Origin of the sequence: Acinetobacter sp. CWB-G5 (assembly GCF_019209785.1) — a bacterium.
Taxonomy (GTDB): domain Bacteria; phylum Pseudomonadota; class Gammaproteobacteria; order Pseudomonadales; family Moraxellaceae; genus Acinetobacter; species Acinetobacter johnsonii.
In genome coordinates this window covers 257,553-280,364 of sequence record NZ_JAHUTF010000001.1, presented here as the reverse complement: position 1 = coordinate 280,364, position 22,812 = coordinate 257,553, and the positions used below count along the sequence as shown (strand labels likewise).

The following is a 22,812-nucleotide window of genomic DNA, read 5'->3' as shown; positions in this document are numbered from 1 at the left end:
GAACCAGACTTTTTTGTCTTAAGCTAAGTACGCTTTAATCATTTTTACCAGACGTTCAATCAGTTGATTCGCCTGTTCTTTGGTAATATTCAAGGTCGGCAGTAAACGCACCACAGAACCTGCAGTAACGTTAATAATAGTGTGGTATTCATCACGAGCGATGTTGACCAAGTCACCACATGCTTTTGGTAGCTCCACACCAATCATCAAACCAAAGCCACGTACAATCACATTTTGATCGGCAAGTTGCTTACGCAGTTGTTCTACGATGTAAGCGCCTTGTTCAGCCGCATTTTGAACGATGTTTTCTTTTTGCATAATGTCGATGATGGTATACACCACACGCGAACCCAATGCTGAACCACTATACGTAGAACCGTGGTTACCCGCGGTCAATACGCCTACACCACGACCTTGAGTCATCACTGCACCAATGGGGAAACCATTACCTAAACCTTTGGCTGTGGTGAGTACATCAGGAATGATGTTGGTGTGTTGGTAGGCAAAGTATTCACCTGTACGGCCATTACCTGTTTGAACTTCATCCAGCATCATCAGCCAGTTGTGTTGATTACAGATTTGACGAATATCTTCCAAATAGCTAAAGCCTTGCGGAGCAGTGTTGACCCCACCTTCGCCCTGAATTGGTTCGACAAAGATTGCGACAATGTCTGGATGGTGAATTGCGGCTTCTTCAATGGCTTCAATGTCGCCGAATGGGACACGAATAAAACCTTCAACCAATGGGCCAAAGCCTTCTTGGACTTTTTTGTTGCCTGTTGCCGATAAAGTTGCCATGGTACGCCCATGGAAAGAGTGCTCTGCAACAATGATTTTTGGATTGGCAATGCCTTGCATATAGCCAAATTTACGGGCAATTTTGATTGCGCCCTCATTGGATTCTGCACCACTGTTTGAAAAGAATACTTCTTCCATGCCAGCAACTTCCGCAAGTTTTTGTGCTGCAGCTGTTTGCCAAGGCACTTCAAACAAGTTACTGGTATGAATGAGCGTTGCCGCTTGTTCTGCAATCGCTTCTGCAATGACAGGATGAGCATGGCCTAAACCACAGACTGCAATGCCGGTTAGGGCATCGAAGTATTCAGTACCATCTTCAGTGTACAGATAAGAGCCTCGACCTCGGACAAAGCTGATCGGCTGACGGCCAAATACTGGCATCAAATGAGAGGGTTGATCAGTTTGTACAGGAGCAAGGGTAATGTTATTCATGACTAACTCTTATCTGTTAGAGGGTAAGTGAAATCCAATATTAAGCAATTATGCTTGTAGTTTTAAAGCCTAAATCTAAATAAAAGTCGAAATATTGCTTTAGGCATACTGTTTTTCTACGTTTTGGGTATAATGCGGGTTAGATTAGTTGAGGATTGATCAATGACTGAACAAGCACGCGATACCGAAGCGTTAATTCGTGACCAAATTGCAAAACACGCTGTACTTCTTTATATGAAAGGCACCCCACAGTTTCCACAATGTGGTTTTTCTGCACGTGCTGTAGAAGCGCTTAGTCAAATTGGTCGTCCGTTTGCTTATGTGAATATTCTTGAAAATCCAGATATTCGTGCTTTGTTACCACAAATTGCAAACTGGCCTACATTCCCACAGTTATGGATCAACGGTGAGTTGATTGGTGGTAGTGACATTATTCTAGACATGTTCCAAAAAGGTGAATTACAACCTTTAGTTGAACAGCATAGTCCAGCACCTGAAGCTTAATCTTCAGTTGAAAAAAAGCGCCATTGAGGCGCTTTTTTTGTTTGAGGGGAAGGGTTAATCCGCTGTAGTTACAGTGCTTACAGCTTCAGAAGTGTGTTCCGCTGCATTTTCAGTTGCAACGGTCTTTTTTTCAGCTTTTGCCTTTTTTTTGTCCTTCTTCTTTTTTTTCTTTTTCTTCGGCTCTTCTTCAAACTCAGCACCATCTTCAATGGCTTGCCAATAATCTAGCTGATCCATCACTGCCGCATAAATGGACTTCTTGGTATAGCGTCCTTTTTTGTCTAAAGTGCCGACTGGTCGAGCCATAAGTAGTTCAAGCGCTTGATCAATCGTATCTATAGCATGAATGTGGAACTGGCCATTTGAAACCGCTTCAATCACGTCTTTACGTAACATTAAATGTTGCATGTTTTGACGTGGAATAATCACACCTTGCTTACCAGTTAAACCTTGAAGTTTACATGCATCAAAGAAACCTTCAATTTTCGCATTGACACCACCAATCGGTTGAACTTGACCCAATTGGTTCATTGAGCCAGTAATCGCCCAAGACTGATCAATCGGTAGCTGACTAATTGCAGAGATTAAAGCGGAGAGTTCAGCAACTGTGGCGCTATCACCATCGACTTGACCATAGCTTTGTTCAAAGGCAAGCGCAGCAGAGAAGTGTAGGGTTTGCTCACGACCGAAATGTGCTTTTAAGAATGAGGACATCAGAAGCACACCTTTCGCATGCAGAGAGCCACCGAGCTCGACACTACGCTCAATATCTAGAATATCGCCGCCGCCTTGATACACAGAGGCTGTTAAACGTGACGGCAAGCCAAATTCAACATCTGCATAGTGAATGACCGAAAGCGCATTAATTTGACCGAGGCGGTGTCCACGCGTTTCGATGAGCTGCGTACCACGTGACAAATCCTGCCAATAGAGCTCACGTAAATAGCCTAAGCGATATTTACGATGATCTAATGCCATATTAATGTGTTGATCCGAGACCATCTTATCGCCTGATTGGAAGGCATGATGATGCGCCTCACGAATCAAATCACCCAAAGTGAGGGCATGTAGAGATAAGGAGCTTTGGTCTTCGGCTTGACGGCTAGAGTCGGTCAAAAGTGCAGAAAGTGCAGATCGATCAAAAGGAAGTAGTTTATCGGTCTGTACATAGTCTGCAATCAGTTGCATATAGGCTTGTTCATTTACTTCATTACGCTGCAACGTATCAGTAAAGTCGGCACGGATTTTAAAGACACTGCCAAGCTCAGGTTCTACTTCAAGTATTTCATAATAAATTTCAGGCTCAGCCAGTAAAACCACTTTCAAATTCAGCGGGATTGCCTCAGGTTCAATTGAGATACTTCCTGTCAGTGTCAACATATGCTCAAGTGAAGAAAGTTTTAACTGGCCTGATTTTAAAGCACGTTTTAGACCTTGCCATGCATAAGGCTGTTCAAGCAGTTGTTCTGCTTCTAACATTAAAAAACCACCATTGGCTTTATGCAATGTCCCTGGGCGGATTAAAGTAAAATCTGTAGTAATGGTGCCATGTTGAGTCAGTTGCTCTACGTGGCCAAGTAAGTTGTAATGTGTGGGGAAATCTTCAAAAATAACCGGTGCGCCAGCATTGGGTTTATGCGACACAATCACATTGGCTTGGTAGCGCGAAGGGATACGACTAAACAGGCCTGGGGTAAAGTCATCTTCTTCTTGTTCGAGCACAACCTCGACATTGTTAATAATGTCTTCAGCATAATATTTTAAATAGTCTTTTAAGCCTTCAACCTCAGTAAACTTAGTCAGTAACTGTTCGACTTTAGGTAATAAAACTTGCTTGGCAATATCGCGATTCAACACTTGAACTTTATCGCGGGCGTCTTCCTCCAAGTCGCCTAAATGCATGCCTAAACGCTCAAGTTTTTTGTCCATGTGGCGTATATTGGCATTAATTTCAGAACGTTCTTTAGAGCTTAACGCATTGATGTCGGCCTGTGTCATTTCCAATACTTTATCGTCTACATACTGGACAGGGATAAAGCAGTGCTCATCATTACGAGAGATCAGCTTGAGGTCGAGTTCTTCACCTTCTTGGGTCAATTCAATCAATGCTTGTTGCTGAACATCACCTGTTTGTTGGCGAATGGCTTCTATACGGTTGTGGTAGGTTTCAGCAGTAAAGCGACGCTCGAGCTGCTTTAAAGTGGTTTGCCATGTTTGATGTAACATGGTTTGAAATTTTACTGCCTGACCCGCAGGCAGCTCTAAAGCAATCGGTTGACGTGGGCTTTTAAAATTATAAACGTAAACCCAATCGTTTGGTGTCGGCATATTTTTGGCGTGTTGCTGGAGTAAACGCTTGACCATGGTGCGCTTGCCCAAGCCAGCTGTTCCTACGGCAAAGATGTTATAGCCAGAGTAAGGTAAGGAAATGCCTGCTTCAACTGAAGCACGTGCGCGGTCTTGCCCTAAAAAATTATTGAGCGGTTTAATACGACGCGTTGAAGCTGGAATCTTATCCAGAGCAGGTGTGTGCGTCAGTTGCTCTGCTTGAAGTTGTGTCTTTGCTAAGGTCGTTTGAATTTCGGGTTGGTCAAATGCTGAACTAAGGTTGTTTTCTGGATTTTCTTGACTATTTAATGCGGGCGGTACAGATAAAGAAGAGCTCATTTGATCGTGTTTTTGGGTCACTTTGAAATCCGAAACTAAAGATTGCGTTAGAAACTTAAAGGTATACAGGTTTAATGCAAAAGATCAAGCAAAGTCGCAGTGTTTGTCGACAAAAATAGAACATTGATTTTATAAATCAGGTTGAAACAAATTGTATTAAGGGTTTGAATAGCAACATTGGTTTTAAGACAACAAAAACGTAATGACAACACAATCTTCAGGATGGAAATCCGCCTTTACTGCATTTTTAGATCGCCGTGCGTTGATCATGCTGTTTTTGGGTTTCTCAGCAGGTATCCCAATCCTGTTAATTTTCTCGAGCTTATCTTTATGGCTAGGGGAAGCAGGTATTGATAAGAGCGCGGTGACTTTTTTTAGTTGGGCAGCGTTGGGTTATTCATTCAAATTTGTTTGGGCTCCTTTGGTCGATGAATTGCCTGTACCAGTGCTGACCAAATTATTGGGTCGTCGCCGTGCGTGGTTATTGATCGCACAACTCTTAATTATCTGTGCTATTTCTATCATGGCTTTTTCAGACCCGTCTCTTGGTCAGAGCTATCTTTACCAAATGGCTGCGGGTGCTGTGCTTTTAGGTTTTTCTGCCGCGACACAAGATATTGTGATTGATGCCTATCGTATTGAGCTTGCAGAAACACAAATGCAAACGGTTTTGGCATCAACCTATAACGCAGGCTACCGCATCGGCATGATCGTTGCAGGTGCGGGTGCGTTATTTTTAGCGGCTTATTTGGGTACAGCCAAGGGTAACTATATTTATGAGGCGTGGAAGTGGACGTATTTGGCAATGGCGGCGGTCATGTTGGTCGGGATCGCAACCACTTTATGCATACGTGAGCCACAAGTTGATCGGGTACGTAAAGAATATAAACGAGTAGATTATTATCGTTTAGTGGCAGTTTTCTTTGTATCTGTGGTGAGTTTTGTACTGAGCTATATTTACTCAGGCAAGTTAACTGAAATGCTGATCCAGCTCTGGTCGATCAAAGATAGTTTTGCACTATTTTGTTTTGAGGCTTTACGTTTTATTGGCTCTGGTGCGGTTGCATTTGTGGTGGGTTCAAGCCTTGTCAAAATGGGCGCTGTGAACAAGCAAATGGCCTATGAAACATGGGTGAATCCTGTTGCTGACTTTTTTAAGCGTTATGGCGTGAAATTGGCGTTGGTCTTGCTATTGTTGATTGGTTTTTACCGTATTTCCGACATCATTGCAGGTGTGATCTCCAATGTGTTCTATCAAGACTTAAACTTTACCAAAGAGCAGATTGCTGAAGCGGTGAAAGTTTATGGGGTGATTTTTAGTTTGGTTGGTGGTTTTTTAGGGGGGCTACTGGCGCAGCGTATGAACATCATGAAGTTGATGTTTGTCGGTGCAATTTTAGCTAGTTCAACTAATCTTATTTTTATTGGTTTGGTCAAATCAGGACAACCTTTAAATGATGTTGTGATCAATGTTGGTGAGCAAAGTTTCAAAGCTCAAGCGGATGAGACAGGTGCATGGACAATTAAGGTTCCTGTTGAGCAGCTTCGGGCAAATGAAAGTCTAACTGCAACCGCTAGTTTTCAGAATAGTACTTCACAGCCCGTCTCGGTCACATTGCCTTATATTAGTCAAACGGGTGCATCTAGGGCATTGCTGTTGCTTCCGATCACGGCTGATAATGTGATTGATCAACGAGAGTCTGAAGGAAGTATCGTAGTACGAGGTCAATACCTTGCTACACTGGCTGAAAACCAAAGTATTCAATTGAGCTTAGATGGTCAAAGCTTTGATGCAAAGTTAGACAAAGAAGGTGTGTTTAGCGCGGCAATTCCCGCGAAACAGCTCCTTGATTCAAATTCTAAAAAGCTGAATGCCGTATTGATGCAAAATGAGCGTGCGCAACAACACACTGCACTGAATTATCAGGTGAATCCTGCAGCTGAAAAATCTGCAACTTTAGATGTTGATCTTCAACCAATCAACTTGAATAAAGCGGTTGATGGACAGTTAGAAGTTAAAGGGAAGGTGATTAAGGAATATAGTTCAAACTGGCTGTATTTTGCGATTATTGTTGATAACTTGGCATCAGGTTTAGCTGGTGCTGCATTTATTGCATTTCTATCAAGTTTGACCAGTGTATCTTTTACTGCGGTTCAGTATGCAATTTTTAGTTCATTGATGACTTTAACACCCAAAATTCTAGGTGGTTACTCAGGGACAATTGTGTCCAATATTGGCTATCCAAATTTCTTCTTGCTGACCACACTCATTGGAATCCCCATTTTAATCCTAGTGGTCTGGGTAGCGAAACTTCTACGAGAGCATGCCGCTGAACAAAGTTAAAGCATCGACTTGTCTCGAATTAAAAAAGTAGCCCTTGTGGCTGCTTTTTTTATGGTTGAGGTTTGAAATATAGGACGGCTTTGCCTATATTGGGGGCTGAGAATAAATCATGAGGAAATTCCAATGCGCATGCTACATACCATGCTACGTGTAGGCAATTTAGAACAATCTTTGGCGTTCTATACTGAAGTGCTTGGTATGACTTTACTTCGTAAGCGTGATTATGAAGAAGGTCGTTTTACCTTGGCATTTGTGGGTTATGGTGATGAGGAAAATCATACGGTTTTAGAGCTGACACATAACTGGGATACGGACAGCTATGAATTAGGTAATGCTTACGGTCATATTGCCATTGCTGTAGATGATGCTTATAAAGCTTGTGAGGACATCAAAGCGCGCGGTGGTAATGTCGTGCGTGAAGCCGGACCAATGAAGGGTGGCGTAACGGTTATTGCCTTTGTAGAAGATCCAGATGGTTATAAAATTGAACTGATTCAACAAGATAATAATGCACGTAATAACTAAGCCGTCATTAGGTCATATGCAGCGTATATGCACAGTATTAATTAAAAAAATATTGAACATATCCTGTAAAAGCTAGCTTTATTTATATAGCTCAGTAAGATGAATTTACCCAAAGGTAAATTAGTCACTGGGCTTTTTCATTTTTAGAGGAATGACAGGATGTTGGTATGTTGAAATTATTGGCACTCGATCGGTTTACGTTATTGCTATTTGTTATGGTGCTCTTAGCCAGCTTTGTCCCTGTTTCAGGTCAAGCTGCCAGTGTATTTGGTGTACTGACAACGGTCGCGATCGCGATATTGTTCTTTTTGCATGGCGCTAAACTATCCCGTGAAGCCGTGATTCAGGGCATGATGCACTGGAAACTCCATGCTTTGGTTTTTGCATTTACCTTCATCCTTTTTCCCGTTTTAGGTTTGCTTGCAAAACCTGTATTGGTACCACTACTTGGGCAGGAGTTGTATTGGGGCTTTTTGTTTATGTGCTTTTTGCCATCGACAGTACAGTCTTCAATTGCGTTTACTTCGGTCGCACAAGGCAATGTGGCTGGGGCGGTATGTAGTGCGTCATTCTCAAATTTGATCGGGATGTTTATTACCCCTGTGATGGTGGCCTTTTTCATTTTGGGGCAATCAGAGCATGGTTTTGATCCAACCTCGTCTATACTTCAAATCACTTTATTGCTGCTGGTTCCGTTTGTCCTTGGACAGTTACTTCGACCATATGTCTTTCCGTATATGCAAAAAATGCCAAGCATCGTCAAAGCATTCGATCAGGGGTCGATATTGATGGTGGTGTACGGTGCTTTCAGCGGTGCTGTGGTAGCGGGTCTATGGCAAGAAGTGAGTGTCGGTACGTTAATCCTATTGATCATTGTATGTTCGGTCTTATTGACGATTATTATGTTACTTGGGTTGTTTTTACCACGTTGGTTGGGCTTTAACCGTGCCGATCAGAAAACCATTTTTTTCTGTGGTTCAAAAAAGACCTTAGCCAGTGGTGTTCCAATGGCACAGATTCTTTTTATTGGACAACCTTTGGGGATGATTGTTTTACCGATTATGATTTTTCATCAAATACAGCTGATGGTGTGTGGGATTATTGCTAACTATTGGGCCAAGCAATCTGAAATTGAAACGAAAGAATAATTGGCTATCTGATACTATATCTCGTATAATATTTGCCACTTGTTGTGCTTAGCTCTGACGGTATCCGTCTCGGTGGGCCAAAAGAATGGTCTGTTATGGTGTTGATCTGCTACTTAAAGTAGCCCTTTCCTCAATTTTGAGAGTGATCAATTGCGATGACAGCAAAACCTTCTTTAATTTTTATGGAGTAATCGACGATGCGCGCCGATATTCACCCAAAATACCAAACTTTAGTTGCTACATGTTCTTGCGGTAACGTAATCGAAACTCGTTCAGCACTTGGTAAAGAAACTGTTTACCTAGACGTATGTTCAGCTTGCCACCCATTCTACACTGGTAAGCAAAAGAACGTTGATACTGGCGGTCGTATCGACAAGTTCAAACAACGTTTTGCTGGCATGTCACGTTCTATCAAACGCGACTAATAGCAAAAGTAAGAAACGGGCATTTGCCCGTTTTTTTATGTCTATGATTTGGATACAGAATCATAGGCCCAATAGCTAGACAATATAATAAAAAGACCCCATATAGAGGTCTTGAAATTTAGAGGCTAGTATCCAAGATTTAACTTTTACTGATCCTGCACATCAATCAAATGATCAAGTTTCTTCTGGAAATAATCACCTTGAATAAAGCGGGCATCGACATTCCATGCATTGGCAAACGACGTCATATCATTCAGATCACGTAACATAATTTGAATGTTTTTCAATTGATGATATACCGCAACTTTTTCTTGCAACTCTTCCGTGTTGGCGTCGCTACTGAGCATGCGAGTTAAGTTTTCATGTAAGGTGAGATTGTTGATATCGAGTTGACGTAGGATAGATTCACTATAAATGCTATTACCAAAGTCACGAATTGAAACTTCAGCACCATATTGGCGAAGTTGGGTAATGTATTTTTGCGCTTCAGCAATGTTCTGGGTGATATCATCCTCAGAGAACTGAAGGGTAATTGGGTGGCTTAACTTACTGCGTACAATGGTAATCAGTTTGGCGATAAATTCAGGGAAAGAGCGGTCATTCAACAGTACGGCTTTGTTTAAGTTTACAATCAGTTTTGCTTCAGGATACTGAGTGATAAAATTGTGTAGCTGTTTACAGGACTCAACTAAAATCCAGCGGTCAAGTTTAATAGAAAGTTCGTGGTCTTCACTTAACTCTTTGAGGCTCGATATATCTTTCCACGTATTACCATAAATAAAGCCACTAGTAACTTCATAGGTGTATAAATTAGTGTCTTCTTTGTCGTAAAGCTGTTGATATTTAAGATGAATCTCGCCACGCTCTAATGCAAGATGTAAGGCTTTAAGCACCGTAGGTTCATTTGCTGTTTTTTGAGTGTCTAAAGTATCGCTGACTGTAGGATTAATCAACTCAATTACAGGCGTATCAATACTGGCTTTTTGCTCAATTTCGCAATCGTCTTGATTGGTCGGTAAAGCGGTTTTAAAGGCTGAGCACAATAAGTTTTCAAACTGGTCTTGATTTGAAATTTCACCTTTCAATAAAGTATAGCCAATGCGCAAATTTACGGGATAGCTATTGTTTTCTACGGTAATGAGTTGTGGTTTGGTGAGCGCATTTAAGGCAATCAGCTTAGATTCAAGTTTGGCCTGTGATTCTGCTTGGAATAAACCAACGATGGTTTGCCCACCCGCCTTAAACAGAGGAATATGAGTCTGTTCATTTAAAAAACTGTAAATATTGTTAAAATAATCACGCGTGGTTGCCCAGTTGGCTTTAAAAATTTCATCTGGACAAGAGCTGAGTGCAAAGCTAACCAAAGCATTCTGATCAGAAGGCTGTTTGGTCATAGCACGGTTAATTTGTTGATACGTATTAGGTTTTATTGCGTGTTTTTCAGTGTTGACCGATGGAGCAGCAGGTCGTTCAGATTCGACTTCAATCGTCAGTTGGAGCGCATCCTCTTCAGGTGCAGCTAAAAATTCAACCTTTAAAGGATTTTTAGCTTGGGCATTATTATTAAGAGTAGCAACTTCAAAAGCACCTAAATCAAACTGACCTTGTGAAATTTTCTTAAAACGTACTTTGAAATCGTTTACATCTTTCGGCTGGAGAATATCAAGCAGGGGTTGACCAATAATATCATCTTCAGAGCTTAAGCCGAACAGTTGTAAGTATTCAGCATTGGCTGAAACATGAATCCCTTCTTGAATTAAAGCGATGGCTTTATTGCTTTCTTCAACTAAAGCCTGTGCTTGGCTTTGCGCTGTTTCAAGCTCATTCATGAGTTGTTGTTGGCTTTGCAATAAACGACTTAATGACAGCGCACGCAGTAGACCTAAGTAAAAGTTATCCGCTTCTTCTAAGTCCAAAATATCATAGACCCCTTTACGAATAAAACTTGCGTATTGGGTTGATTGATATTCATCTGGCTTTAATAAAATCAGTGGTAAATTGACTTGGTTAGAGTTGCGAATCAAAGTCAGTGCTTGTTCATACTTTAAGTCATAGGCGCGACCAAAAATCACCACGTCCCAAGGCAGATGAAGCTGTTTTTCAAAGTTTTGCAAGTCATCCAGTAAGGTGGCATGGACTTGATGATCGCTAGAAGTTAAAAGGTCACGAATTTGGTTATAACGGATCTGATTATCATCAATAATGAGTAAACGTGTTTCCGTACGTTTTAACTTTTTAGATAATAATGGATTTCTCACTTCAATGCTTCCCATAAATCGTGATTCTTAATAGCATTCATTTGCTTTTGAATAAAACTTTGAACCAATGGCTCTTGTTGGTCATTCAATAATTCATAATCAAAACGAATAAAACTTTGTGTAATTAAATGTGCTTTTACTAAATAAATTTTAAGATCTTCATCACCTAAGCGTAAGTGTATAGTTTGTTTTTCTCGGTACATATTCGAACCCGGCACAATGAGACTGGTCTGTACTTCATCTAGCTGGGACGTTTGTACCAGTAACGCAGGCTGATAGTTCTGAGTGGTTCGGTCTGTTTTTACCATAACAGCACATGGGAAAAGATCTTGCGCTAAGATTTCTAAACCCAGTTCCAAGCTTTTTTCACTCGATTGTTTAATCCAGCGAATCACACCACCGCGCCATTGGCTATGCGCATTTTCTTGGACCAAAATAAACTCACCTGTTTTTAAATGTGCAGGTGTTGGTCCAGTCCAGCGGATACGGTAACCATTCACACTAATATCTAAAACTTCGGCAGGGTAGATTTGTTTCGATTCACGATCAATCATACGAGCAGAACTCGTCTCCACAGGAATATTACTGTTCATGGAGTTGATCACGTGACTTTCATTCTGAAAGTTGTAGTTGCCTTCTAGCTCTAAAGTTTCATTAAAGTTTTTGCCTTTAGACAAATAGAAATGTGCGACCGACAGGCCAAAACAAATTTGTAATTGAGCAGAGTATTCATAACGCTCATGCTTACGTTCAATATTATTCGTCAATAAGTTATGAATGTGAAAATGCAGAGCAGGGGTAAGGAAAATCTTCTCATCGCGAGACAGTGGCTCAGCACGTTTGGTTTGCATCTCTGAGAGATGATCAAGCAGGGCTTGTGTCGAGATAAAAATATTTGGCTGAATGTGACTGTTTTTTTGAGAATTATAAGTTGGTGGATAATCTTTTGAAGCATCGACAATATAGCGAGATAAGGTGGTTTCTTTAGGTAAAATTTGAATCAGTTTTGCCCAATCAAAACTACACAAAAATAGCCCTTGAATTTCACCTGGACGGATTTGATGGGTATTAAAAATATCTAATAGAATAAGCTGCGCATAGGCTTGGCTAATATTGTTGAGCTGATGCTGCGTGCCTTGTATTTGATTAATGTTGGTCAAATAGAAGTTATTTTGAATAGCAGAATCCAAGAGTTGATGAGCTGCTAGCCACTGACCCGGAATCGGAGAACTATAGAGCAAGTGTTGTTGGTACAACAACAGTGACAGTTGTTGTAAGGCATAATAACTCGATACGGTTCGAGCTGTTTGTAGATTCTTTTTTTGATTAAAAGCAAATAGAGAAAACTTATTTTGAGTGATTTGCTGAGAAACACGTTTTGCAATGTCGATATAGACTTTAGCAAAATGACTACGCATTAATAAGGCAAGCTCAATAATATGGTCATTTCGATCTGTGGTGATGAGGCCCTGATTAAAAAAATGTTTCTCTAAACTGATAAGCACATTTTCCAAATTTGGATGCAGTACTTGAACCAAATCAAAACGAAGTGTTTCGCTGACTTGAAGCTCGGAGACTTCAAGTAATGCTTGAAATAAGGAACGAGAAGAGTCACCCAACTGTAAAATGGATAAGTTTGCTAACCATTCTTGTAAGCCTTTGACTGTGCTTGGGCAGAAACTAAGCTTATCCAACTTTAATTCAGTTGGTTTTTGGAAAATATCTGAAGTACTCGTCGTCATCATCGTTATTATTTAACTCAAAAAGTTGAAACCCCGAAAAGTGGTGTCTTATTCTTTTCTCCCGCAATTTCCCTGACCAACTTGGGAACCAGATAGCCGGGTAGATTCGCCAATAATCCTTGATACAGCAAATCAATGTTTTGCGAGTTTAAATCAAAATGGTGAGCCCCTTTTACTTTATCTAAAACATGTAAATAGTATGGCAAAACACCTGCATCGAATAAACGGTAGCTCAAATCTGTCAAAATTTGAACGTGATCATTGACCCCTTTCAATAAAACCGCCTGATTGAAAACGGTGATTTTTTCTGCGACTAATTGCTGTAATTGACGGCAGGTAAAATCATCCAATTCCGATGCATGATTTGAGTGTACCACTAGAATAATGCGCAGCCTACTGTTTTTTAAGATGGAAATTAGCTCATCATCGACACGGTTAGGCATTACGATAGGAACTCGTGAGTGAATTCTCAAAAATTTAAGTTGGGGAATACTTTCTAAGCGTTCAATCCATAATTTTATTTTACGATTGGACAGCGTTAAGGGGTCTCCACCACTCAAAATGACTTCATTAATGTCAGGTTGCGACTGAATATAGTGTTGAATATTGATCCAATCTTCTGACTTTGGTAGGTTCTCTTGATAGGGGAAATGTCGACGAAAACAGTAACGACAATGAACGGCACATGCCCCAGTTAGTGTCAGTAAGAAACGAGTTTTATATTTGTGTAAAACACCGGGTTGTTGGTTGGCTTGTTCCTCACCCAAGGGGTCGGTCACGAAGTCGGGATGTTCTTCAAGCTCAAGATGATGGGGCAGGACTTGAAGGAGTAAAGGATCAAGCGGATTACCTTTTTGCATTCTTGTCACAAAAGCACGGGGAACACGGAGTTTAAATTGGATTGATGCAAGCAGTGCGCCTGACAGCAGTTGCTCAGGAGAAAGCTCTAGAATATTAAGTAATTCTAAAGGATCAGTAATTAAATCACTGAGTTGAGCTTGCCAATTTTGCTCTTGGTACAAATAATGAGTCATGCAATAAGGGGTCAAATACTAGGTCAAAAGAAAGTTAGGTCATCAAATCGGGTGATGTCGAAACGAGTTGTTCTGATGTGTGTGGTCTAAAAAGGCTTTTTCAATACACAAAAACACGCGGAACAGGGCTATTTTATCAAGATCTTCGGCTTATAGGCAGTGGATTTTCATTGCTTCATAACACCTTGCTCATTTACAATACGAGGCATCAAAAAAGATGCCCTATCTTTATGGCCCTGCTTTTCAAAGCTTTGGTGTCTAAGATAAAGACATAAATATTTAAGTTAGTTAGTTTGGAGTGCGCCAGTCATGGCCTATTATTCTACGAATGATTTCAAGTCAGGCCTTAAGGTTATGCTTGATGGTAACCCATGTTCAATCATGGAAAATGAATATGTAAAGCCAGGTAAAGGTCAAGCATTTAACCGCGTAAAACTACGTAATTTACGTTCTGGCAAAGTTTTAGAAAAAACATTTAAGTCTGGTGATTCTTTAGAAGCGGCTGACATTGTAGAAGTAGAAATGGAATACTTGTACAACGACGGCGAAATGTGGAACTTCATGGATCCTGTATCATTTGAACAGATCGCTGCTGACAAAACAGCAATGGGCGATGCTGCAAAATGGTTAAAAGATGATTCAAATGAAAAATGTACCATTATGTTGTTCAATGGCGTGCCGTTAACAGTAAACCCACCAAACTTCGTAGTTTTGAAAATTGTTGAAACTGATCCGGGTGTACGTGGTGATACTTCTGGCGGTGGTGGTAAACCTGCAAAATTGGAAACAGGTGCTGTAGTACGTGTTCCATTATTTGTACAGCAAGAGGAAAGCGTTCGTGTAGATACTCGTACTGGCGATTATTTAGAACGTGCATAATGGTTTAAAAATAGACTATTATCGGAAGGGATGATGAAAATCATCCCTTTTTTTATGCCAAAGTATTAGATCAAAACAAGGAGATGCAGAGTAAAGTCGCAAAGGAAAACAGCAGTACCTCGAATAATTAAAGACGCTGATTGAATGCAACAAATATGAGGGATTGAAATGGAATCTGTTCAGCCGAAGTCAACCCTGACTTCAAAAATCATCTGGCTACTGGTAGCCATCATCGGTGCAGTCTCGTTTGGGATATTGGCACTGAGTCGTGGTGAGCATGTCAATGCCATCTGGCTCGTACTTGCTGCGGGCTGTATTTATAGTATTGCTTATCGCTTCTATAGTTTATTTATTGCAAATAAAGTTTTTGAGCTTGATGAACGTCGCTTAACTCCCGCGCATCGTTTGAATGATGGTCTGGACTATGTTCCAACCAACAAAAGCGTTCTATTTGGACATCACTTTGCAGCGATTGCAGGTGCAGGTCCATTAGTAGGGCCTATTTTAGCAGCGCAAATGGGCTATTTACCTGGCACGATTTGGTTACTTGTCGGTGTAGTGCTTGCAGGTGCAGTACAAGACTTTTTGGTGTTGTTTATTTCTACCCGTCGTGATGGACGTTCACTCGGTGAAATGGCAAAGCAAGAGCTTGGAACTTTTGCAGGTATTGTGGTCATGCTTGGTGCATTAGGGGTAATGATTATTATCCTTGCAGTTTTGGCATTGGTCGTGGTCAAAGCACTTGCACACAGCCCATGGGGCGTATTTAGTATTGCGGCAACGATTCCAATTGCGCTCTTTATGGGGATTTACATGCGTTTTATCCGCCCAGGTAAAATTGCAGAAGTATCTATTATTGGTTTCGTTTTGATGATGCTTGGTATTGTCTACGGTGAAAATATTGCACAGCATCCATATTGGGGTGCGTTCTTTACACTGTCGGGCACTCAGTTGACTTGGGCGCTGATTATTTATGGTTTCGTGGCTTCAGCACTACCTGTGTGGTTATTGCTTGCGCCACGCGATTACTTATCAACCTTCCTAAAGATTGGTGTCATTGCAGGTTTGGCAGTCGGTATTATTTTCGCAATGCCAGAAATGAAGCTGCCAGCGTTCACGCAATTTATTGATGGTACTGGCCCTGTGTTTGCAGGTTCAATGTTCCCATTCTTATTTATTACCATTGCCTGTGGCGCAATTTCAGGTTTCCACGCTTTAGTGTCGTCAGGCACCACGCCGAAACTTGTGAACAATGAACGTGATATTCGAATGATTGGATATGGCGGTATGCTCATGGAGTCATTTGTTGCAATCATGGCTCTGATCTGTGCCGCAGTGCTTGATCCGGGTGTGTATTTTGCGATTAACTCACCAGCCGCTTTACTGGGTACAAGTGTAGACACCGCAGCTGAAGCTGTTCGTAACTTAGGTTTTGTTGTTACTCCAGAAACATTAACTTTACTGGCTCAAGAAGTGGGTGAAAGTACCATTCTTTCACGTACTGGCGGTGCGCCAACTTTTGCTATTGGTATGGCTCACATCATTACGGAAATTTTCAATAGCCGTGAAATGATGGCGTTTTGGTATCACTTTGCCATTTTATTCGAAGCACTTTTCATCTTAACAGCTGTTGATGCGGGTACGCGAGCATGTCGTTTCATGGTGCAAGACACAGTTGGGATTGTGATTCCTGCGGTGAAAAACTCACATAACTTTTTCGGAAACTTGTTGGGTACAGCAGTTGCGGTTTCAGGGTGGGGCTTCTTTGTTTACCAAGGTGTCGTCGATCCGCTCGGGGGAATCAATAGCTTATGGCCACTGTTTGGTGTGGGTAACCAAATGCTTGCGGCAATGGCATTGATCTTAGGTACGGTTATCCTCTTCAAAATGAAGAAAGAGAAATATGTATGGGTCACGATTATCCCGACCATATTCTTGTTGGTAACCTGTATGACAGCGGGCTGGCAGAAAATTTTCCACGAAAACCCAAAAATTGGTTTCTTGGCACAAGCTGAACGCTTTAACAATGCAATTGCAAACAATGAAATTTTAGCACCAGCAAAAACGGTTGCTGAAATGCAGACCGTTGCGATGTCGAATCAGATCAATGCTGCACTGTGTGGATTCTTTATGATTGTGGCGATTGTGATGCTGTTTGCTGCGATTAGAGTGATTCGTCGTGCATTGGCAAGCCCAGTTCCGACTGTGCATGAGGCAGAAGCCATTTATCGTGATCTTGAAGACATTCAGCCATCAAAAGCTGGACATTAAGGAGAGTCAGATGAATCTAAAATTTGCTAAAAGTGGAAAAACGATGATTTATAAAATCATTAAAATGACCGTGATGTCGCAGAAAGATTTGATTCTGAACCCTAAAAATTGGTCTCGAATTGCGACATTGTGGCAACGTTTGCAGCAAAGTTTTCGCTTGATGGTGGGGGTGCCTGATTATCCAAACTATTTGGAGCATATGAAAAAGCACCATCCTGATTTAGAAGCGATGGATGCTAAAACTTTTTATCGTCATTGTGTGGATGCACGTTATCCATCTGCAACGAATGGCATGAAAAAGTGCCCATGTTAATATAATTAATCAATTCAAAGACGGCACTTCGGTGCCGTTTTTTTGTGAAAATACTCAATTACATGCGGTTGCTCGTGTTAGATTCGACAGTGTACTTTTTGCATGAAGCAAGTTGTTACATCATGGATTCAATCACAACGCAACATGGAGTGTGAGGCATAAAAGGTTCATGTTGTATATTTGACAACTTTTGATTGTGATCGCTCTTAAAATACTGGAATGTTTGCAAAGGGAAATTGAATGAAAATATATATTTATGGTGCTGGAAGCATTGGGTGTTATTTAGGCGGAAGATTGGTTGCTGCAGGTAGTGATGTTACTTTTATCACGCGTCCACGTATTCATGCAGAGCTTTCCCAATTTGGCTTAGTCTTAACTGATTATTTAGGCAAAAAGATCAAACTTGCACCTCATCAACTCAAACTAACGACTGATCCTGCTCAGGTTGTGGATGCTGATGTTGTTTTTATTTGTGTGAAATCGGCAGCAACAGAACAAGTTGCGCATGAACTTAAAGAATATTTAGGAACTAAAATACCGCTGATCATTAGCTTTCAAAATGGTTTAAGCAATGTCCCTATTTTAAAAAGGGTTTTGCAAGAGCAAATGATTTTAGAGGGGATGGTTCCTTTTAACGTCGCCACGCAAGAAGCTGGGCATTATCATCAAGGTACCTCTGGTGCATTAAGTGTTAAGCAATATCCGAATCAAAATTTGCTTGAGAATGCATTTCAAAAAGCAGGTTTAGAGATTGTTTTTGAAAAAGACATGCTGGCTGTGCAGTGGGCCAAGCTTTTACTTAATTTAAATAATTCAATCAATGCATTGTCAAAAAAACCGTTAAAGGAACAATTGTCGATTCGTAAATATCGCCAATGTGTGGCAATGGCGCAGCAGGAAGCCTTAGCACTGCTTGATTATGCACAAATTAAACCTGCAAAGTTAACCGCAGTTCCGACCCATTTGATTCCAAAATTACTGAGTTTACCTAATCCATTATTTAAATTATTAAGTCGTAAAATGTTGGCAATCGATCCACTAGCTCGGTCGTCTATGCAAGATGATTTAATTGCAGGTCGCCCCACAGAGGTCGACTGGATTAATGGTGAGGTTTTAAAACTCGCAGAACAATGTGGTAGACAGGCGCCAATCAATGCACGACTCATAGCATTGATTAAGCAAGCAGAGAAATCATCTCCATCATTTTCAATGAGCGCAGATACTTTAAAAGATCAGTTGAAATCTGCAGTGAAACAATAGCTTGATGTGAGGGAAGTCATTCATACGCAAATCATTGAATATTTATAAGGATCGCCTTTGAGTATGGTTGAAAAACCTGTATGTTAAACCTTGATTTATATTTTGATTGGGGAGAATAAGGTGCTTTGGGGAAAAGAGAAAACGGTAGAAACGTTGCAATATGACATGCTCGATGAATCACAGTTAAGTATTTTTTATCCAAAAATCCAAGAATTTCTCAATCAAGTCAATCAAATCGTTTTAGATAAAAATCAACAAACCCAATTGGCTTTATGTAGCCTTTTAGCTGGTGGGCATATCTTATTTGAAGACTTGCCTGGTTTAGGCAAAACCACATTGGCCAGTAGCTTGGCCCATTTGGCCGGTCTTCAATTTAAACGGATTCAGTTTACCAATGACATGCTGGCAAGCGATGTGATTGGGGTGAATATGTTTAACCAAAAAGAACATCTGTTTGAGTTTAAGCAAGGGCCAATTTTTACTCAAATTTTACTCGCAGATGAAATTAACCGCTGTAGTCCGAAAACGCAGAGTGCGCTTTTAGAAGCGATGGAAGAGGGTGTGGTGACAATTGATGCAAGTCGTTATGTACTACCACAGCCTTTTTGGGTAATTGCAACGCAAAACCCACTTTTTCAAAGTGGAACTTATGCACTACCAGAGTCACAGCTCGACCGTTTTCTTATGCGTTTATCTTTGGGTTATCCATCCCGTCAGGCAGAAAAGGCTTTATTGCAGCAACAATCCCGTCATGACTTGATTCAGCAGTTGATGACAGTATTCTCTGAACAAGACATTCTGGCCTTACAAACTTTGGTGCCACAGATTTATTTGTCTGAGGAAGTCTTGGATTATATTCTAGATTTGGCGGCTGAGACCCGTAAAAGTCGACATGGTTTATCTACACGTGGTGTACTGGCTTTGAAGAAAGCAGCACAAGCCTATGCTTTGGTTAAAGCCCGTGCATTTGTTACACCCGATGATGTACAGGCTGTATTTGTCGCAGTGACCGCGCATCGAATAGGGCTGGGTGAAGCTGAAACTGAGCAACTTATGAAGCAAGTCAAAGTTCACTGATAGGATAAGCTGACACATGCTGTGGCAAAACTGGATAAATAAACGCTTTCAATTTAATGCTGAAAAACAACTGACCCAAAAAGATGTACTGGTGTTTATTTATCAGCAAGGATATGTGTATGTGGTGCTGATTTTAATCACCTTTATTGCAGGCGTGAATTATGCCAATAACTTAATTTTAGCGTTTTGTTTTTTAATCAGTGCCGTGCTGTGTATGAGTTTTTATTTGACCTTTAAACAGCTACATGGCTTAAGTATTGACCTTGTATTCCCTGAAATAGGGCAGGTTGAGAGTGCATTGCAATTACAAATGCATTTCAAACAACTGCATTCGCAGCCTCGATACCTCTGGATTACTTATGCTGATCATATAGAACAGTTGTTTATTCAAGATACCCATCAGGTAGTCGATTTAAATTTTTTTCCAAAAGCTCGCGGACAGTTTAGCTTTCCAGAGATTAAAATATATTCGACTTATCCATTTGGTCTTGTTCGCGCTTGGAGTTATTTTTTCATTCAGAAAACCCTGTGGATCGCGCCTAAAGCTAAGTCTTTAGCGACTGAAAATATACAGCAGCAACACAGTTTTGAACCGGACATGGATGAATTCCGAGAATTGCGAAATTTTAAAGAGGGTGATTCTTTACAGGCGGTATCATGGAAACAAGTGGCACAAGGACAAGGTTTATTTATTAAAGTCTTTGAACAACATCAGGATCAACACAGTTTAGACATTCACTATGCACATATGCCGAGTCCTTCACATGAAGAAAAATTGAGCTTGATGATGGGCTTGGTTGAACAATGTGAGCAGTTACAATACGCCTATGCCCTGTATTTACCTCATACTGAACTGGCCAAAGGGATAGGGCGAGAACAGTACCTTCAAGCCAAATTACTTTTGGCGCAGGCATAGCGAGCACAGTATGCATTCTTCTATTCGTATTGCCATTGTGCTGACACTGAGTTTGATTTGGATCACACAACTAAGTTTTAGTCCTGCGCTATTGAGTGTCATTTTCGCCATTTGTATCGGCTGTCTATGGTATTTCATGAAATCCACGGGCAACCATTTCCCGAAATGGGCAATTTACATTTTGACCCTTGCTGCTCTAGCAGTCACTTTTTGGAGCTATCAAAGCTTTTTAGGGGTAGAAGCGGGCGTAGCCGTTTTAAGCATCTTTCTCTTTGCGAAAGCCTTAGAAACAAAAACTCAGCGTGATGTGATCATTCTGTTTAACTTTGCTTTATTTGTTGCGGCGAGTATGTTTTTACATAGTCAGTCATTTATGACGGCAGTGATGGTTTTGCTGTGTTTATTGAGTTGTTTGTTGGGGCTGTATCGAGTGCAAACCCATTCTTTTGCATCTGAAAACTCGAATCGTATGGCATTAAGGCAAGATGCAAAACATGTCATTAAATTTGTAGGTCTTGCACTACCTTTTTTTGTACTGTTGTTTATCTTTTTCCCGCGCTTACCCCCACTTTGGCATATTCCAATTCCTGAAAATAAGGCGGTGACAGGAATGAGTGACAGTATGTCACCTGGAGATATTGCGCAATTATCCCAGTCCAGTCATTTGGCTTTTCGTATTATCGGTGATGTCACTCAGCTCCCAAATCGTTCAGAGCTTTATTGGCGCGCGCTGGTCTTAGATCAATATGATGGGCAAAAGTGGACCAGTAGTTTTATTAATCAACAAAGTATTTCGGATGATACCTTAACGCAAATTTCAGCATCCAAAAAATGGAACTATCAATATTTATCCGCTGATGTCGCGATTCCGTGGATTATGGCATTGGAATATTCACAACCCTTAGAGCGACGTTATCAGCTACGTCAGGATTGGAGTATTCAAGCTTATCGTCAAATCCAGCGTGTGGAACCTATTGCATTGCAATGGATGGGAAATGTTCAATTTTCCCAAAGTGAATTATCTAAGTTACAACGAAGCATAAACTTAAAAGTGCCTGAGCACATGGACTTGAAAGCGCAACAATTGGCACAGCAGCTGTTTAAGCAAAGTGACGAGAACCCGAAACGTTTTATCCAAAATATTTTGCAATGGTATCGCAACAACGGCTTTAGCTATACCTTGCAGCCAGGCTTGTTGGGGCAGCATCGTATTGATGAGTTTTTGTTTCAAACCAAACAAGGTTTTTGTGAACATTATGCTTCTAGCTTCGTGATGCTGATGCGTTATGCGGGAATTCCAGCGCGTATTGTGGTTGGGTATCAAGGTGGTCAGTCTTCACCAGATGAAAAAAGTTGGGAAGTTCGACAGTTAGATGCGCATGCATGGACGGAGGTCTTTGTGGATGGACGCTGGAACCGCTATGACCCAACAGCGATGATTGCACCACAGCGTATTGAACAGGGTATGCAAGATTTAATGAGCCAAGATGCCAGTGTTTGGGGTGAGAGTAGTCGATGGAATGTACAGCGCTATTCGGTATTAAACAAAATCCGCATTTGGAGTGACTATGCAAGTTACCAATGGCAAAGTAAGGTGGTTGGCTATAATGCAGAGGCTCAACGAGGTTGGTTGCAGAAGCTAGGACTCCAATCCACTTATTCATTGGTATTGCTGATTATTATTAGCATTGGTGGGTTAGTTTTACTGTACTGGTGGGTTATATTTTGCCGTAAACGTGCTCAAACTTCTGAATATGACATTGTCGTTCAGTCTTTTTCTCGAAGCCTAGTAGCAGAGCAGCGTAAACAAGATGCTGAAACGGTAAACAAATGGTTGTTGCGTTTAGCTCAAGACGTTAAACCTGAACAGCAAGTTTTATTTAAACAGGCGGGTGATTATTATCAGAAAATACGTTATTCCAATACATTGAATTCAAAAAATATTCAACAATTTAAACGAATGCTTAAAACTTGTGCATCTGCTTTAAAAAACAAAAAATAGCGCTTGTCATACTTTTTAAAAGTGAATATTATGCTTCTACTTCAGGTGTATAGCTCAGTTGGTTAGAGCGCTACGTTGACATCGTAGAGGTCTCCAGTTCGAGTCTGGATATACCTACCAATATATATCAAGGACTTATAAGCAAATCAGACGCTTATAGGTCCTTTTTTTTGGTGCATTGGGTGCATTCGAAGTTGGCAAACTTGGCAAAACTGGG

General features: G+C 40.9%; 17 protein-coding genes and 1 tRNA gene. 13 read left to right on the top strand and 5 right to left on the bottom strand.

Features of this window, described 5'->3' with window-relative positions:
* Positions 1-18 precede the first annotated feature (18 nt).
* A complete protein-coding gene (locus KVY11_RS01420; RefSeq protein ID WP_218287892.1) occupies positions 19-1,230 on the bottom strand; it encodes an aspartate aminotransferase family protein in 1,212 nt (403 codons plus the stop codon).
* A 162-nt stretch (positions 1,231-1,392) separates the two neighbouring features.
* On the opposite strand from KVY11_RS01420, the gene grxD reads away from it, so the two are divergent.
* Positions 1,393-1,734 (top strand): Grx4 family monothiol glutaredoxin, encoded by a 342-nt coding sequence (gene grxD, locus KVY11_RS01415; RefSeq protein ID WP_004693588.1) that lies wholly within the window; start codon positions 1,393-1,395, stop codon positions 1,732-1,734.
* A 54-nt stretch (positions 1,735-1,788) separates the two neighbouring features.
* On the opposite strand, the gene KVY11_RS01410 is transcribed toward grxD, so the two are convergent.
* Positions 1,789-4,422 (bottom strand): ATP-binding protein, encoded by a 2,634-nt coding sequence (locus KVY11_RS01410; protein WP_218287891.1) that lies wholly within the window; start codon positions 4,420-4,422, stop codon positions 1,789-1,791.
* Between the two features lie 181 nt (positions 4,423-4,603).
* Between KVY11_RS01410 and KVY11_RS01405 the strand changes: the two genes are divergently transcribed.
* The 4 genes from KVY11_RS01405 (at position 4,604) to rpmE (ending at position 8,843) form a co-directional block, all read left to right on the top strand.
* Entirely contained in the window at positions 4,604-6,745 is a 2,142-nt protein-coding gene (locus KVY11_RS01405; protein WP_218287890.1) for an MFS transporter, read from the top strand.
* A 123-nt stretch (positions 6,746-6,868) separates the two neighbouring features.
* On the top strand, positions 6,869-7,270 hold the full coding sequence (gene gloA / locus KVY11_RS01400) for a lactoylglutathione lyase (protein ID WP_058869446.1): 402 nt from the start codon (positions 6,869-6,871) through the stop codon (positions 7,268-7,270).
* 167 nt (positions 7,271-7,437) lie between these two features.
* Complete coding sequence (locus tag KVY11_RS01395) at positions 7,438-8,418, top strand: bile acid:sodium symporter family protein (protein ID WP_004693581.1); 981 nt, start codon at positions 7,438-7,440, stop codon at positions 8,416-8,418.
* A gap of 197 nt (positions 8,419-8,615) precedes the next feature.
* Entirely contained in the window at positions 8,616-8,843 is a 228-nt protein-coding gene (rpmE, locus tag KVY11_RS01390; RefSeq protein ID WP_004693579.1) for a 50S ribosomal protein L31, read from the top strand.
* 146 nt (positions 8,844-8,989) lie between these two features.
* Here the strand turns inward: rpmE and KVY11_RS01385 are convergent, their stop codons facing one another.
* The 3 genes from KVY11_RS01385 to epmB are packed head-to-tail and all read right to left on the bottom strand — an operon-like array spanning position 8,990 to position 13,877.
* Positions 8,990-11,116, bottom strand: coding sequence for an EAL domain-containing protein (locus KVY11_RS01385; protein WP_218287889.1), 2,127 nt, complete (start codon positions 11,114-11,116; stop codon positions 8,990-8,992).
* A complete protein-coding gene (locus KVY11_RS01380; RefSeq protein WP_218288199.1) occupies positions 11,098-12,843 on the bottom strand; it encodes a GTPase in 1,746 nt (581 codons plus the stop codon). Before KVY11_RS01380 ends, KVY11_RS01385 begins: the two co-directional genes overlap by 19 nt.
* A gap of 17 nt (positions 12,844-12,860) precedes the next feature.
* Positions 12,861-13,877 carry an EF-P beta-lysylation protein EpmB gene (gene epmB / locus KVY11_RS01375; protein ID WP_218287888.1) on the bottom strand — a complete coding sequence of 339 codons (1,017 nt, stop codon included), beginning with the start codon at positions 13,875-13,877 and terminating at the stop codon, positions 12,861-12,863.
* A 309-nt stretch (positions 13,878-14,186) separates the two neighbouring features.
* On the opposite strand from epmB, the gene efp reads away from it, so the two are divergent.
* The 8 genes from efp to KVY11_RS01335 all read left to right on the top strand — a co-directional run bounded on the left by efp (position 14,187) and on the right by KVY11_RS01335 (position 22,715).
* Positions 14,187-14,756, top strand: a complete 570-nt coding sequence (gene efp, locus KVY11_RS01370; RefSeq protein WP_004693574.1) for an elongation factor P — start codon at positions 14,187-14,189, stop codon at positions 14,754-14,756.
* Between the two features lie 168 nt (positions 14,757-14,924).
* Positions 14,925-17,027 carry a carbon starvation CstA family protein gene (locus KVY11_RS01365; RefSeq protein ID WP_218287887.1) on the top strand — a complete coding sequence of 701 codons (2,103 nt, stop codon included), beginning with the start codon at positions 14,925-14,927 and terminating at the stop codon, positions 17,025-17,027.
* 10 nt (positions 17,028-17,037) lie between these two features.
* Complete coding sequence (locus tag KVY11_RS01360) at positions 17,038-17,340, top strand: YbdD/YjiX family protein (protein ID WP_004693572.1); 303 nt, start codon at positions 17,038-17,040, stop codon at positions 17,338-17,340.
* Between the two features lie 240 nt (positions 17,341-17,580).
* On the top strand, positions 17,581-18,600 hold the full coding sequence (locus KVY11_RS01355; protein WP_218287886.1) for a 2-dehydropantoate 2-reductase: 1,020 nt from the start codon (positions 17,581-17,583) through the stop codon (positions 18,598-18,600).
* 120 nt (positions 18,601-18,720) lie between these two features.
* A complete protein-coding gene (locus KVY11_RS01350; protein WP_218287885.1) occupies positions 18,721-19,677 on the top strand; it encodes a MoxR family ATPase in 957 nt (318 codons plus the stop codon).
* Between the two features lie 16 nt (positions 19,678-19,693).
* Positions 19,694-20,593 (top strand): DUF58 domain-containing protein, encoded by a 900-nt coding sequence (locus tag KVY11_RS01345; RefSeq protein WP_218287884.1) that lies wholly within the window; start codon positions 19,694-19,696, stop codon positions 20,591-20,593.
* 10 nt (positions 20,594-20,603) lie between these two features.
* On the top strand, positions 20,604-22,595 hold the full coding sequence (locus KVY11_RS01340) for a DUF3488 and transglutaminase-like domain-containing protein (RefSeq protein ID WP_218287882.1): 1,992 nt from the start codon (positions 20,604-20,606) through the stop codon (positions 22,593-22,595).
* Positions 22,596-22,638: 43 nt separating this feature from the next.
* Positions 22,639-22,715 (top strand) — tRNA-Val (locus KVY11_RS01335).
* Positions 22,716-22,812: the final 97 nt, after the last annotated feature.

Excerpts from the sequence above, each read along its gene's own strand:
- KVY11_RS01420 (WP_218287892.1), bottom strand. The coding sequence starts at position 1,230 with ATGAATAACATTACCCTTGCTCCTGTACAAACTGATCAACCCTCTCAT.
- grxD (WP_004693588.1), top strand. The coding sequence starts at position 1,393 with ATGACTGAACAAGCACGCGATACCGAAGCGTTAATTCGTGACCAAATT.
- KVY11_RS01405 (WP_218287890.1), top strand. The coding sequence starts at position 4,604 with ATGACAACACAATCTTCAGGATGGAAATCCGCCTTTACTGCATTTTTA.
- gloA (WP_058869446.1), top strand. The coding sequence starts at position 6,869 with ATGCGCATGCTACATACCATGCTACGTGTAGGCAATTTAGAACAATCT.
- KVY11_RS01395 (WP_004693581.1), top strand. The coding sequence starts at position 7,438 with ATGTTGAAATTATTGGCACTCGATCGGTTTACGTTATTGCTATTTGTT.
- rpmE (WP_004693579.1), top strand. The coding sequence starts at position 8,616 with ATGCGCGCCGATATTCACCCAAAATACCAAACTTTAGTTGCTACATGT.
- KVY11_RS01385 (WP_218287889.1), bottom strand. The coding sequence starts at position 11,116 with ATGGGAAGCATTGAAGTGAGAAATCCATTATTATCTAAAAAGTTAAAA.
- KVY11_RS01380 (WP_218288199.1), bottom strand. The coding sequence starts at position 12,843 with ATGACGACGAGTACTTCAGATATTTTCCAAAAACCAACTGAATTAAAG.
- epmB (WP_218287888.1), bottom strand. The coding sequence starts at position 13,877 with ATGACTCATTATTTGTACCAAGAGCAAAATTGGCAAGCTCAACTCAGT.
- efp (WP_004693574.1), top strand. The coding sequence starts at position 14,187 with ATGGCCTATTATTCTACGAATGATTTCAAGTCAGGCCTTAAGGTTATG.
- KVY11_RS01365 (WP_218287887.1), top strand. The coding sequence starts at position 14,925 with ATGGAATCTGTTCAGCCGAAGTCAACCCTGACTTCAAAAATCATCTGG.
- KVY11_RS01360 (WP_004693572.1), top strand. The coding sequence starts at position 17,038 with ATGAATCTAAAATTTGCTAAAAGTGGAAAAACGATGATTTATAAAATC.
- KVY11_RS01355 (WP_218287886.1), top strand. The coding sequence starts at position 17,581 with ATGAAAATATATATTTATGGTGCTGGAAGCATTGGGTGTTATTTAGGC.
- KVY11_RS01345 (WP_218287884.1), top strand. The coding sequence starts at position 19,694 with ATGCTGTGGCAAAACTGGATAAATAAACGCTTTCAATTTAATGCTGAA.
- KVY11_RS01340 (WP_218287882.1), top strand. The coding sequence starts at position 20,604 with ATGCATTCTTCTATTCGTATTGCCATTGTGCTGACACTGAGTTTGATT.